This is a genomic window from Lentzea sp. (assembly GCF_035525475.1).
GTDB lineage: Bacteria > Actinomycetota > Actinomycetes > Mycobacteriales > Pseudonocardiaceae > Lentzea.
Window position 1 is genome coordinate 1 of sequence record NZ_DATLEC010000156.1, and the last position, 12108, is coordinate 12108.

Annotated in this window: 15 protein-coding genes and 1 pseudogene; 7 read left to right on the forward strand and 9 right to left on the reverse strand. The window is 71.6% G+C overall.

Annotated features, from left to right (window positions below; all coding sequences use genetic code 11):
• Positions 1-283: pseudogene (locus VM306_RS26040) on the forward strand (coagulation factor 5/8 type domain-containing protein); the annotation flags it as partial.
• Positions 280-1032, forward strand: a complete 753-nt coding sequence (locus VM306_RS26045) for a LacI family DNA-binding transcriptional regulator (protein WP_325519645.1) — start codon at positions 280-282, stop codon at positions 1030-1032. The pseudogene VM306_RS26040 and the gene VM306_RS26045, both read left to right, overlap by 4 nt.
• 12 nt (positions 1033-1044) lie before the next feature.
• On the opposite strand, the gene VM306_RS26050 is transcribed toward VM306_RS26045, so the two are convergent.
• The 3 genes from VM306_RS26050 to VM306_RS26060 all read right to left on the reverse strand — a co-directional run bounded on the left by VM306_RS26050 (position 1045) and on the right by VM306_RS26060 (position 3802).
• Positions 1045-1896 carry an aldo/keto reductase gene (locus VM306_RS26050; protein ID WP_325519647.1) on the reverse strand — a complete coding sequence of 284 codons (852 nt, stop codon included), beginning with the start codon at positions 1894-1896 and terminating at the stop codon, positions 1045-1047.
• A gap of 243 nt (positions 1897-2139) precedes the next feature.
• Entirely contained in the window at positions 2140-2535 is a 396-nt protein-coding gene (locus VM306_RS26055) for a (R)-mandelonitrile lyase (protein WP_325519649.1), read from the reverse strand.
• A gap of 226 nt (positions 2536-2761) precedes the next feature.
• The gene (locus tag VM306_RS26060; protein ID WP_325519651.1) at positions 2762-3802 is read right to left on the reverse strand and encodes a zinc-dependent alcohol dehydrogenase family protein; all 1041 of its coding nucleotides are present in this window, start codon (positions 3800-3802) and stop codon (positions 2762-2764) included.
• Positions 3803-4070: 268 nt separating this feature from the next.
• Here VM306_RS26060 and VM306_RS26065 point away from each other — a divergent pair, with 268 nt between their 5' ends.
• The 4 genes from VM306_RS26065 to VM306_RS26080 are packed head-to-tail and all read left to right on the forward strand — an operon-like array spanning position 4071 to position 6469.
• Entirely contained in the window at positions 4071-4787 is a 717-nt protein-coding gene (locus VM306_RS26065) for a transglycosylase SLT domain-containing protein (protein ID WP_325519653.1), read from the forward strand.
• Between the two features lies 1 nt (position 4788).
• Positions 4789-5811, forward strand: a complete 1023-nt coding sequence (locus tag VM306_RS26070; RefSeq protein WP_325519655.1) for a CHAP domain-containing protein — start codon at positions 4789-4791, stop codon at positions 5809-5811.
• Positions 5808-6089: a YbaB/EbfC family DNA-binding protein gene (locus VM306_RS26075; protein WP_325519657.1), complete on the forward strand. Its 282-nt coding sequence runs from the start codon at positions 5808-5810 to the stop codon at positions 6087-6089. The genes VM306_RS26070 and VM306_RS26075 overlap by 4 nt, the downstream gene beginning before the upstream one ends.
• The gene (locus tag VM306_RS26080) at positions 6086-6469 is read left to right on the forward strand and encodes a hypothetical protein (RefSeq protein WP_325519659.1); all 384 of its coding nucleotides are present in this window, start codon (positions 6086-6088) and stop codon (positions 6467-6469) included. Before VM306_RS26075 ends, VM306_RS26080 begins: the two co-directional genes overlap by 4 nt.
• 163 nt (positions 6470-6632) lie before the next feature.
• Here VM306_RS26080 and VM306_RS26085 read toward each other — a convergent pair whose 3' ends face one another.
• Entirely contained in the window at positions 6633-7406 is a 774-nt protein-coding gene (locus tag VM306_RS26085; RefSeq protein WP_325519661.1) for an ESX secretion-associated protein EspG, read from the reverse strand.
• Between the two features lie 28 nt (positions 7407-7434).
• Here VM306_RS26085 and VM306_RS26090 point away from each other — a divergent pair, with 28 nt between their 5' ends.
• Entirely contained in the window at positions 7435-8211 is a 777-nt protein-coding gene (locus tag VM306_RS26090; RefSeq protein ID WP_325519663.1) for a helix-turn-helix domain-containing protein, read from the forward strand.
• On the opposite strand, the gene VM306_RS26095 is transcribed toward VM306_RS26090, so the two are convergent.
• Genes VM306_RS26095 through VM306_RS26115 form a run of 5 tightly spaced genes read right to left on the reverse strand, consistent with a single transcriptional unit; the run spans position 8126 to position 11273 of the window.
• Entirely contained in the window at positions 8126-8695 is a 570-nt protein-coding gene (locus tag VM306_RS26095) for a hypothetical protein (RefSeq protein WP_325519665.1), read from the reverse strand. The two genes, VM306_RS26090 and VM306_RS26095, sit on opposite strands and share 86 nt — an antisense overlap.
• A 35-nt stretch (positions 8696-8730) precedes the next feature.
• Positions 8731-9402 carry a hypothetical protein gene (locus VM306_RS26100; RefSeq protein WP_325519667.1) on the reverse strand — a complete coding sequence of 224 codons (672 nt, stop codon included), beginning with the start codon at positions 9400-9402 and terminating at the stop codon, positions 8731-8733.
• Complete coding sequence (locus tag VM306_RS26105; RefSeq protein WP_325519669.1) at positions 9395-9667, reverse strand: hypothetical protein; 273 nt, start codon at positions 9665-9667, stop codon at positions 9395-9397. The genes VM306_RS26100 and VM306_RS26105 overlap by 8 nt, the downstream gene beginning before the upstream one ends.
• Positions 9664-10854 carry a PPE domain-containing protein gene (locus VM306_RS26110; RefSeq protein WP_325519671.1) on the reverse strand — a complete coding sequence of 397 codons (1191 nt, stop codon included), beginning with the start codon at positions 10852-10854 and terminating at the stop codon, positions 9664-9666. The genes VM306_RS26105 and VM306_RS26110 overlap by 4 nt, the downstream gene beginning before the upstream one ends.
• Positions 10851-11273 (reverse strand): hypothetical protein, encoded by a 423-nt coding sequence (locus VM306_RS26115; RefSeq protein ID WP_325519673.1) that lies wholly within the window; start codon positions 11271-11273, stop codon positions 10851-10853. The genes VM306_RS26110 and VM306_RS26115 overlap by 4 nt, the downstream gene beginning before the upstream one ends.
• Between the last annotated feature and the right edge of the window lie 835 nt (positions 11274-12108).

Sequence of the window (12108 nt, forward strand, 5' to 3'; positions counted from 1 at the left end):
CGCGTGGATGAACGGATCGAAGCGGGGATGGGCGGGGTACAAGGTCGCGGACTCGGTGACGACGCACCAGGCGTTCGGTGTCGGTGTCTACGCCTTCAACCAGGCGGATCCGAGCATCGTGACGGACAACGCGTTCGAGGCACCGAACCGGTCGGGTGTGCGGTTCACGCACCTGGTCGCGGTGTCGCTGGGTGGTGTGGGCACGATCGCCAACGTCATCAACGGCACGGGCGGAGTCGCGAACGCCGCCAACCAGGTGCGGTACCTGGTGGCCTATCCGTGAGCGTGATCGGCGTGCTCTCCCGGGACGTCGTTCCCGGCGAGAGCACGCCCGCTCTGGCGGGCATCGCCGAAGAGGCGCACAGGACCGGCAGCGGGCTGGTCCTGTGCGCCGACCTGGGCTTCGCGGGCGTGGAACGCCTGGGCATGAGCGGCTGCGTGCTGCTGGACCGGGTGGTCGACGACCACGACCTGGCGTTCCTCGCCGACCACGCGATCCCGTTCGTGTCGATCGGCCGGCGGGAACGTCCCGGCGGGCTCGTCCCGTACGTGGACATCGACTACGCCGCGGGTGTGCGCGGACTCGTCGCGCGCACCGCGGCGCTCGGGCACAGGAACATCGTCTACATAGGACTTCCCTTCGGCGCTGCCTCCGTGGAGCGCCGGCGTGGTTTCCACACCGCGGTGACGACCCTGGGCTTGCACGGCGTCCACGTTCCGGCCGCGTGGCTGGACCAGCTGCTGCGCACCGGCGTGACAGCGGTGATCACGGAACACCCCGACGACGCGGTCGCACTCATCGGTGCGGCGCGACGCCGGGGTCTTTCCGTGCCGGAGCACCTTTCCGTGCTGACGCTCGACATGCCGGAGCACGACGGTCTGGAGATCACCGGTATGCGCGTGCCGAGGTGGGAGACGGGCTGCCGCGCCGTTCAGCTGCTCTCCAGCCCGCCGTGGGACGTGCCGCAGGAGCTGTTCGCGTGCGAGTTCGTCGCGGGAACGACCCTGGCACGCCCTTCCGGGCAGAGCTGAGACGACACCGGATCATCCGGTCAGGCGGTGGTTGCCGAGCTGGACGGTCATGCCGGGGTCGCGGTGGTCGAAGAACAGCGAGGCGCCGGTGTCCAGAGCGGCGATGCGGGCCATCTCGTCGGCGGTGAGGGCGAAGTCGAAGACGTCGATGTTCTCGGCCATCCGGTCGGCGCGCACGGACTTGGGGATCACGACCACGTCGCGCTGGACCAGCCAGCGCAGCACCACCTGCGCGACCGACTTGCCGTGCGCCCCGCCGATCCCGCTGAGCACCGGGTGGGTGAACAGGTCGTTGCGGCCCTCGGCGAACGGTCCCCACGACTCGATCTGGACGCCGCGTTCGCGCATGAGGTCCTGGTCGGCGGCGCGCTGGTAGAACGGGTGGGTCTCGATCTGGTTGACCGCGGGCGTGATCTCGTTGTGCTCGACCAGGTCGGCGAGCCGGTCGGGGTGGAAGTTGGACACGCCGATGGCCTTGGCGCGTCCTTCGCGGTGGATGTCCTGCATGGCGCGCCACTGACCGTGGACGTCGCGGTAGGGCTGGTGCATCAGGTACAGGTCGACGTGGTCCAGGCCGAGCTTGCGCAGCGAGGTGTCGAAGGCGCGCTTGGTGTTGGCCTCGGCGGGGTTGTCCTGGACCCACAGCTTGGTCGCGACGAACAGCTCCTCGCGCGGGATGCCGCTGCTCTTGATCGCGCGTCCGACGGCTTCCTCGTTGCCGTAGGCGGCGGCGGTGTCGAGCGAGCGGTACCCGGCGGCGAGGGCGTCGCTGACGGCTTTCTCCGTCTGCTCCGGCGGGATCTGGTAGACGCCGAAACCGAGGATCGGCATCTCGACGCCGTTGTTGAGGGTGACGTTGTGCATGGGGTGGTCCTTTCGTCGTGCGGCTGGGCTCGCGGGCGCGGTCACCGCTGTGGGGAGCAGGAGAGCCGGGTGATGTCAGCGCGAACGGCCGGGTCACCGGCGCCGTCGAGAGCTCCCGGCGCGTCGGGCCGCACCGCCGCGGTGTCGGTGAGCAGGCTGCGGACGAGGACTTCCGCGACCTGGTCGCGCCCGATGCCGGTGTCGCCCTGCGCTGGTCACTCCGACGACCGGGGCGTCCGGTTGTCACCGCGCGGTGTACTCCTCGTCGGTGACGTGGTCGCCCCACTCGGACTCCTGACCGGCCGCCGGGGCTTCCCACATGGCGAGGTGGGTCATGAAGTGGTCAGGGGCGGCGCCGTGCCAGTGCCATTCGCCCGGTGGGGTGTAGATGGTGTCGCCGGGGTGGATCTCGACGACCTCGCCGCCACGGGACTGGACCAGGCCGACGCCCTCGGTGACGTGCAGGGTCTGGCCGACGGCGTGGCAGTGCCAGGCGGTGCGGGCGCCGGGGGCGAACCGGACGGTGTTCACCCGCATGCGCGACGGTTCCTCGCCCTTGGCGATGACGTCGAACCACACGTCGCCGGTGAACATCTCGGCCGGGCCCTTGGCGCTGGGCTGCCGGGGCAGGATCTCCATGTCGCTTCCCATCGGTGTCAGCGGTCGATCATCCGCATCTGCTGCTCATTGTGGCGGTCGCCGGTGGGCGTGGTGAGGTCGTCCAGCGCGGTGGGTGGTGCGGATCGACTCGGCGTCGTCGCTGCCGGCCCCGGTGTAGCCGAAGGACATGCCCATCGCGCCCAGGCCGATGCGGGAGACCGCCAGGTCGCCCAGCTTGACGTGCTTTACCGTCGTGTCTTCCCGCTCAGAAGCGGATGAGGGTCTTGAGCGCCTCGCGGCGGTCCATGGCGCGGTACCCCTCGGGCGTCTGCTCCAGGTCGATGGTGAGGTCGAAGACCTTGCCGGGGTCGACGGTGCCGTCCAGGACGGCGGGGAGCAGCTCGTCGATGTAGGCGCGCACCGGCGCGGGACCACCCGTCAGGGTGATGTTGGGCCCGAACAGGCTGCCGAAGCCGACCGGCGCCTCCTCGTACTGCGGCACGCCCACCCGGCTGATCACACCACCGGGCCGGACGACGCCCACGGCCATCTCGTAGGCGCTCATGTGCCCGACCGCCTCCAGCACCGCGTGGGTGCCTTCGCCGCCGGTCAGCTCGCGGACCTTCTCGATGCCCTCCTTGCCGCGCTCGGCCACCACGTCGGTGGCACCGAACTCGCGGCCCAGGTCGGTGCGGTCCTGGTGCCGTCCCATGAGGACGATCCGCTCGGCGCCCAACTGCTTCGCGGACAACACCGCGAGCAGCCCCACCGCGCCGTCACCGATCACCGTCACCGTCGTGCGCGCGTTGACGCGTGCCTGCTTCGCGGCGTGGTAGCCGGTGCCATACACGTCGGCCAGCGTCAGCAGCGACGGCAGCAACGCCGAGTCCTCCTCGACGCCGGGCAGCTCGACCAGCGTGCCGGACGCCTGCGGCACCCGGATGGCCTCGGCCTGCGCACCGCCGACCTCGGGCGCACCCCAGAACCCGCCGTTGCGGCAGGACGTGTGCAGACCCTCGCGGCAGAACGCGCACGTGTTGTCAGAGTAGGCGAACGGCGACACGACCAGGTCACCGCGTTTGAGCCCGGTCACCTCCGAGCCGAGTTCCTCGACCACGCCGAGGAACTCGTGGCCCATCGGCGTGCCCTGCTCGGACGCGGGCATGGAGTGGTACGGGTGCAGGTCGCTACCGCACACGCACGACCGCACGACTCGCACGATCGCGTCGGTGGGCTGCCGCAGCACCGGGTCCGGCGCGTCCTCGACGCGCACGTCGCCCGCTCCGTACATGAACGTGGCTCGCATGAATTCCTTTCATAGCGGAGGTTTTCGTCGGGGCCGCCCAATCGATGTCGGTACCCCGGGCACCTCCGATGAAACTCCCCGTCGTGCGCGCCTGGAAGGGTCTCCCTTTACAGGTAATGACAGAACCCCTCAATCGGGTTTACGCGTCCGTGAGTGGGGCACGGTGACGAGGGCGTGCATCGCGTACCGCTGGTCCAGCTGTGCAGCGCTGCTGTCTCAGCGCGCAACGCCGATGTCGCCGCCTCCGACGAGCGGTCACGCTGACCGCATGAGCAGGTTGAGCCCCGAGCAGATCGCGCGACACGCCCGCGCCGCCGGATTCGACGGCCAGGGCCTCACGATCGCGGTCGCCGTCGCCCTCGCGGAGTCCGGCGGGGATCCCCGCGCGCACAACAGCAAGCCGCCGGACGACTCCTACGGTCTCTGGCAGATCAACATGCTGGGCGCCATGGGACCCGAGCGGCGCGGGCGGTACGGGCTCGACTCGAACCGCGAGCTGTTCGATCCCCGCGTCAACGCGAAGGTGGCGAACTCGCTGTCCGGTGACGGCAAGTCGTGGACGCCGTGGTCGACCTACACCAGTGGTGCGTACCGCAAGTACCTCGACGTCGCGCGCCGGGCGGCACGGGGCACGACCGGCAGCGCGCCACCGCGGCGGGGCGGTGAGTCCGGACGCGACGGGTTCGCGGTGAGCCCCGGTGCGCTGGACCGCTACGTCCGGCAGGGCAGGGACATCGCGGACGACCTCGCGTCGATCGGCAGCAGGCACGTGCGGCAGGTCCGGGAGATCGCCGACGACAGCTTCGGGCGGATCGGCAAGGAGACCGGGTTCGCCTCGGCGCTGGAGACGTTCGGGGCCGCGTTGCACCGGCAGGTCGACGGGGTCGGCCGCAACGCGGACCGGCTGGCGCGGTCGACCGAGCGCCTGGCACGGGCTTACCGCGCGCAGGACGACGCGATCGCCGACGACCTCGGGCGAGGATGACGTGGACACACGGGCGATGGCGCTCCAGTTCGCCAGGAGGATGGTCGGGCACCGCAACGCGTTGGCGGGCAAGGCCGACGACGCGATGCGCGCGCAGTTCGCGTTGCACCAGGCCGGCAGTGCGCTGGAGGACCAGCAGGACGCCGTGCGCCAGGCCGCCGCGAAGGCGCTCGGTCAGTGGGAGGGTGCGACGTCGGAGCAGTTCGAACGGCGCTCCGACCGGCTGGCCAAGCAGATCCGGGTGACGGCGTCCGTCAGCGCGGAGGCCGAGAAGGTGGTGGCGGGGGTGAGCAGTGCGCTGGTCACCGGTCACACGGCCGCGCAACGGCTGATCGACGAGTACGTCACCAAAGCCGCGGCATTGCTCGACGCCGGTGTCGCGAGTGGATCGCGGGCCGCGCTGATGAAGGCGGTGGCCGCCGCGGCCGATCTCGAGCCGCGGTACACCCAGGAGTCGGTGCGGAACGTGCGGCTGGTCAAGGCCGAGCTGGCCGAGGCGAAGCGGAAGCTCCGGTCGCTGGAAAGGGAGTTCGAGGACGACGGGATCGCCGACCCCCGCGTGGCGCGGAGCGGCGGTGGTGGCGTGACCAAGCCGTCCGGGGCGAAGGCGGGCAAGATCGTCTCCGCCGCCCGCGGTGAGATCGGCACGCGGGAGAGCCCGCCGGGCAGCAACCGGAACCCTTACGGGCCAACGACCTACTGGTGCTCGTCGTTCGCCACGGCGATGTGGCGCAAGGCCGGTGTGGACATCCCCGTTCTGCCGTTCACCGGTGACGTCTACCGCTGGGGACAGCGGCACGGCAAGGCCTACGGGAACGGCGATCTGAAGCAGAACGTGCGGCCCGGCGACGTGCTGCTGTTCGGCACCGGCCCGCAGAGCCCGGCGACCAGCAAGCACATCGGCATCGTCGAGAAGGTCGACGGCGACACGGTCACGCTGATCGAGGGCAACTCCGGCGACCAGGTGCGCCGCAACACCCACCAGCTCAGCAGAACGAAGTTCTACGGAGGAGTGCACCCGTGATCACCGGACACGCGCACCACACCACGGGCATCGCCGTCGAGGTCGGCGTGGGCGGCGGGATGCGCGCCATCACGCTGACCGAACGGTCGATGCGGCTCGGCCGCGCCGCGCTGGCGGACGAGATCCTCACCCTGGTGCGGATCGCGACCGCGCGGGCGAACGAGCGGGCCAGGCACGTCCTCGGCGACGAGCACCTGGAGGCGCTCGGCATCCGCGCCGACGCCGAGCTCACCGAGGAGATCGAGTCCACCACACCGGAAAGCTGGATGGTCCGATGACGCACGAGCCGCCGACCATCGACGAAATGCTGGCGGAGGACGAAGAACGCGGACCGCTCGAAGCGCGCGCGGCGCTGGACGCGATCACCCGCACCGCGCGTGAGGACGACGTGGTGGTGACGGTCGACCTGCACGGCAAGCTGATCGGGCTCGAGCTCGGCCAGCGCGCGATGGCGTCGCGGCCCGCCGCGCTGGCGGCCCGCCTGAGCCGGCTCACCGCCGTCGCCGCCGAGGCCGCGCTGGCCGCGGGCGCGGAGGTGCTGGCAGCGGTGCTGGACGAACCGGTCGCGGCGGGCATGACGACCGGTCCGGCGGCAAGTGTGACCCCGGTGCAGGGCCATGAGCCGATCGGACGGTCGGACAGGTGGCCTGCTCGGTGAAGATGGCGCGGTAGAGGGGCTCGTCGGCCGTCGAGATCCCGACGGTCACGAGCAGGTGCCGGGAACTCGTCGTCAGACCACCCGCCGATCGACGAGCGCGTCCACGTGCGGCTCGGCGGTCCCGCAGGCCGCGCATCGGTGCGGGCCACGCCCCGGGCCTGTCCTACCAGGCGTCGGCCACCATGTCGGCGATGCGCCGGGTGATCCAGGCCAGGTCGGCGGGGACCACCCGGACCCACTGCTCGTCGCGGACGTCCTCGGTCGTGATGACGTACCGGCCCGCCTCCGTGTCCGACCAGGTGAGCACCGGCGACCGCCCCCGGCTGCCGGTCACGGCCAGCTGTCCGGCGCCGAGCCGGCCCGCCTCCGCGATGGTGATCAGCGGGCGCATCGCGCTGCCGCGCACACCCGCGTCGGCCAGCGCTCGTTCCAGGGCGTCGTAGCCGTTCTCCGCGTATCCCCGCAGCGCGGCCGAATACGCCGGCCGCGGCAGCCGCACCTGCTCACCGGGTCCGGCAGGGCGATCACCGAGCACCTTCGCCACGGCTCGCACCAGGTCGTCGCCCGAGATGGGTTCGAGGGCCAGTTCCTCGTTGTTGAGCACCGCGAGCACGCCCCGGCTGCCCCGCACCGCGGCCAGCACCCGCCACGGCTGTTCGCCGAACACCAACGCGTCGAGCGACACCGTGTGGTGGTGGAGCATCCCGAGCAGTTCCTCCAGCTCGGGAACGACGTCGTCCTGGTCGTCGACCAGACCGGCGCTCGCCAGCGTCGCGGCCGCCTCGGCGCCCAGCCGGTCCCGGTCGGCCTCCGTGGCGCCGTGGGACGGCACGTCGAGCGCCGGGGGCGGGTCACCGAAGCCGAGGTCCTCCCACACCAGGTCGAACTCCAGGTGCGACAGGACTATCGCGCCGGTCGCGGGTGAACGCCGTGCCATCAGTACTCCCGTGGTTAATCTTGTCCGCGTGCGGCACGACGCGGAAGTAGCGAGCGGTGTGCTGGTCGTGCGTGCTTCCGGTGCGGCAGCGGCGAAGGCCGCCCTGACCGGCTCGCCGTCCGGACGGACACCCAGGTCCATCCAGCTGTTGATGCGGTGCCCGGTGCACCGCTCGCTGCCGGAGGACACCCACGTGTTCGGCGACTGCTCGCTGCACGTGCTGCCCGTCGGCGCCGTCCTGCTGACCGTGCCGGAATCCAGGCTGTCGACGGGGTTCAGCGAACTGCACCCGCTGATGTTCCAGCCCGTCGAGGTGAGCGCCGGCCTGCGCACCGCGTTCTCCGGTGCGGTGGGCCACGCCATCGCCGCGCGTGACGTGCTGGACCCCGTCGGCGTGGCCCACCACCTGGTCGGACTGGCGGAGCTCGTGCTGCGCAGCGCGTTGCGGGAGAAGCTGCGGCGTGCCGACATCGCCACCGAACACCGGCGCGCCGCGCTCGAGCACATCCGCGCGCACCTCGGCGAGCCGTCCCTGACGCCGGGCCAGGTGGCCAAGGCGCTGAACATCTCGCTCCGCCGCCTGTACCAGGTGTTCGAGGGAGAGCAGAACGTCGCCGAGCGCATCAGGACGTTGCGCATCGACCGCGCGAAAGCGCTGCTGGCGGACCCGGCGAAAGCCGCCCGCGGCGTCGCCGAGATCTCCCGCGACTGCGGGTTCGTCAGTGCGACGCACTTCTCCCGTGCCTTTCGCGCGCTGGTCGGGCAGCCGCCGTCCGAGTACCGCCGCCACGCCCTGCCGAGGTGAACTCCACGCCGTTGACGAACCGCCCGGCGATGCCCGCCAGCTCCAGCCATCCGCGCCCGGTGGGGGAGTGCAGGGTGAACACGGCGATCCTCGGGTGCGCGGGATCGGGCACGACGATCTGGAGCTGCGCCCCGACACCGTCCGCCGGTATGCGCTCGACGATCACCACGGGATAGCCGTTGCCGGTCCTGCCGCTGGTCATCTCCTTGATGCCGGGACCGCCGGCGTCGGCGAGGTGGAAGCACAGCTCCTCGGCGGCCTCCGGTGTCAGCGCGCGCTCCACCGCGACCAGACCGGCCACCAGGACCGCCGGGTCGGCGTCGGGGTGCTCGACGAGCGCCACGACACCGGCGTCGTGGCGCTGGGCCAGCTCGGCGGCCTGCGTCGCCGCGACCTCCAGCCCGGGATCGCGCGCCCTGTCCGGGCCGCGCATCTGCCGCAGCAACGACAACAGCTCGGCGGACGTCGTCTCGACCGAGCCCACGGAAACCGGGATGACGCCCCGTACCGGCGTGAGTCTCACCGCTCACCGAGTGCCGAGGCGAAGGCAGCCGCCCCACCGGCGGGGGCGCTGGAGGTACGTGGTGTGGAGAGCAGCGTCCCGGCCAGTGCGCTGCCCAACGCCGAGTAGTCGTTCAAGGCGCGGACGACGCCACCGAACATCTCCTCGCGGCTCGGCACCTGTCCGGCCGCTTCGACCCCACCGGTGACGAGCCGCCGCAACCGCTCCGCGACCCGCCGCGCGGCGCTGCGGTGGTCGGCTTCCAGCTCTCGCGCGCCTGCCAGCACGCCGTCGAGCTCGCGGCGCAGCTCGTCCAGCCGCGCCGAGGCCGCCACGTGCTCCGGCCCGCCCCGGAAGGACGCCAGGACCACGGCGTTGTCCGCGTCCTCGATCGCGCGCCGCAGTTCGCGCGCGCGTCCGTCGAGCTCTTCCGCCCTGCGCTGGTTCGCCAGCACCGTCCCCGCCCAGTCGTCCAACGTGTCCGCGGCCGCGCCCGTGGTGCGTCGCGCCGTCTCGAGCTCCTCGCGCATGTCCACCAGCCGCGCCGCGAACGCCTCCGCCGCGGCGCCTTCCCACCCGGCGGGCGGTCCCGGGACGTCCACCTGGTTGCGGCACCGCTCGCTCGCCGCGGCGACGGCGCGCGCGTCACCCGGCGCCGGGTCGAAACCGAGGCCCCGGTAGTCACTCATGGCGCAGCTCGTCGGCGTCGAGGTAGGCCGCACCGGCCGACCGGAGCTCGCCCGCGGCCTCCGCGAGATCGTCGCGCAGCGAGGTCATCCTGGCCGCCCACGACCGCATCAGCTCGTCGGCGGCCGCCGTGACACCCGGACCCAGATCCCCGCCCGGACCCTCGCCGAGCGCGGCGGCCACCGCGTCGACCTCACTCGCCGTGTCGTCCAGCCGCTCCGCCGTCACGCGCACGGCGGCGACGTCGACGACGTACCCGTCGCTCATCCGCCCAGCACGGGCGGCGCACCCGGTGGGATGTCGTCCAGGAGGTCCATCTTCTCCGCGTACCGGTTGGGGTGGTGCCGGTCCTCGTCCCTGCCGGCACCGGACGGCGGCGGCGTCATGCCGTAGCCCGGCGCACCGGGCACGCCTGCCGTGCCGCGACCGCTCAGGCCCGCCGCCGTGCCGCGCCCTGCCTGCTGGCCGAGCACCCCGGTGGCGCCACCCGGTATCCCCGGTCCGGTGCTGCCCGGCGTGCCCGACGAGACGCCGCCGGACATCCCCGGCGTGGCAGCGTGGACGCCGCCAGGTCCGCCGAAAGTCGTTGAGCCGTAAGAGGATCCCGCGCCGGCGGGACCGAAGGCGGCAACCGCGGTGGTGTCGGTGTTGTCCGGTCCCGGCGGTCGAACATCCGGCACAGGGACCGGCTCCGGCGGCTGCGGCGTCGGTGTCGGCCCGGGTCGCGGCGGGGGAACGGGTCGCTCCGTCGTCGGCGGCGGGGCGGCCGGACCCGGCTGCTGCGCGGTCGGTGGTGCCGTGTCGAACACCGGAAGCGTGCCGCGGGTGTTCCTGCTCTCGTTCTCGTAGACCTGCATGACGGCCACCGCCTCCGCCTTGGCGTTGCGCGCCTCGGTCTTGGTCGGCATGTGGTCGTCGGTCAGCTGCTCGAGCAGGTTCAGGCCCTGCGGTCCGTCGACCACCTTGACGTCGTACCCCTCCCTGAAGTGCCGCTCGGCCCAGTAGTGGACGGGCTCGGGCAGCCGCCTCTTGGTCTCCTGGAGCACCGTCGTGTAGGTCTGGAGCCCGTCGGCGACCCTCTCCGCGGAGTCACCGACCGTCTCACCCCACGACGTCAGCGCCGACGCCGCCTGGGCGGCCAGCTCCGCGGACGGACCGAGCCACGACGACATGAGCCTGTTGACGACGTCCTGCACGGAGCGGGAGGTGCTGCGCAGCTGAGGCGCGAGGTCCTGCCACTGGCCGCTGCGCACGGACATCCCCGGCAGGTCCGCCGAGTGCACCATGTCCCACATCTGCTGGTGCGTGTACGCCTCCCAGCGGATGGTCCCGGAGTCGAAGGCGTCCTCGTGCAGGTTCGCGCGGCGTTGCCTGCTGAGCCTCTTCTGCTGGCTGACCTGCTTCGCGGTCGGCCGGTGCTCCTCGGAGAAGTAGCCCTTGTCCCGCCTGCTCATGCCTGCCCCTTGAATGCCGCGGCAGTGTTCTCGTCAACGGCCACGTGCGTCTTCTTGACGTTCTCCAGCGCGTCGATCACCAGGTCGAGCTGCCGCACGTACGACTGCAACGCGGCACGGACGCCACCCTCGACGTCCCTGGCCCGCAGACCGAACGCCCTGCGCATGTGAACAGCGACCGGCCCCTTGCCGTCGGGCAGCGGCGCGGCCAGAACGGCGCTGTCCGCCAGGTGCCCCGCCAGTTCGTCGCGGCGCCGGTAAAGGTGCCGGATCGCCTGGTCGAAGTCGGCGGGGTCGACCTCGATGCGGTCAGCGCCGGTCGTCGGAACGCCCACCAGCCCGACGCCGGTCACCGACCCGACGACCTCCGCGACGCGCCCGCCCCGCAGTGACTCCTTCAGGCGCTCGGCCTCGTCCATGCTGTCCACCCTGACCACGGGCGCACACTCCCTCGCTTCGACGGCTCGCGAACATACTGGCCGGACGTGACCGTGAGTGCCAGGACCCGGTGCACGGACGGTCATGAAGGGTGCGTCCCTGGGCAAGGCCGGCCCTCCGCCGGATGAGACGGCCGACGCTCGCCTTCAGTTCCCGGCATCCAGGGGGCGGGACGACGGCCGAGACTGGTAGCCAGACCGCTCTACCGGGCCCGACGTGGTCAGCGAGGCCGGGTGTTCGACGGCCCCGACCACCCACGGCCGGCTGGCCCGCAGAACGCGCCGAGATCACCGCGGCACCCCTGCGCGTCACCCCTGCGCGCCACGACCGGAGGACCTGGCCGGCCTGCAGCGGACGAAGTGGTGGTAGCTCAGCCGCAGGGCAGTGAGCGCCGACATCATGCCCGGGACTCCCGTTCCCGGCCGGAAAACGGCCGGTTCGGTTATTCGACGGGTACGACATGAGCATGATCGCCCCAGTGCGAGGCGTTCCCAGCAAAATCGACTGTGCATCGGATTCGGCTTTGATCGACCAATGTGCGATTCAGTTTCCAAGCATCAATCAACGCAGGTGATGTTTCTCTTCTGGATTTCGCTGTGTGTGCACGGAATTCGGTGTGGATGGCCTGGGCGCGGCCGGGAGGAGGCAGGCGTAGCGCAGGGGAGCAGGTGTTGCCGTCGTTGCCGGGGCTTCCGGTCACTACCGTGCCGGTCTGGGTCACGCCGGCGCTCACGACGCAGCTGACGGGCGGAAATACGCGAGCGACGCGCAGGAGGCCTGTCAGAACAGGCTGTGTGGAGACCCGTGCATGTGAAA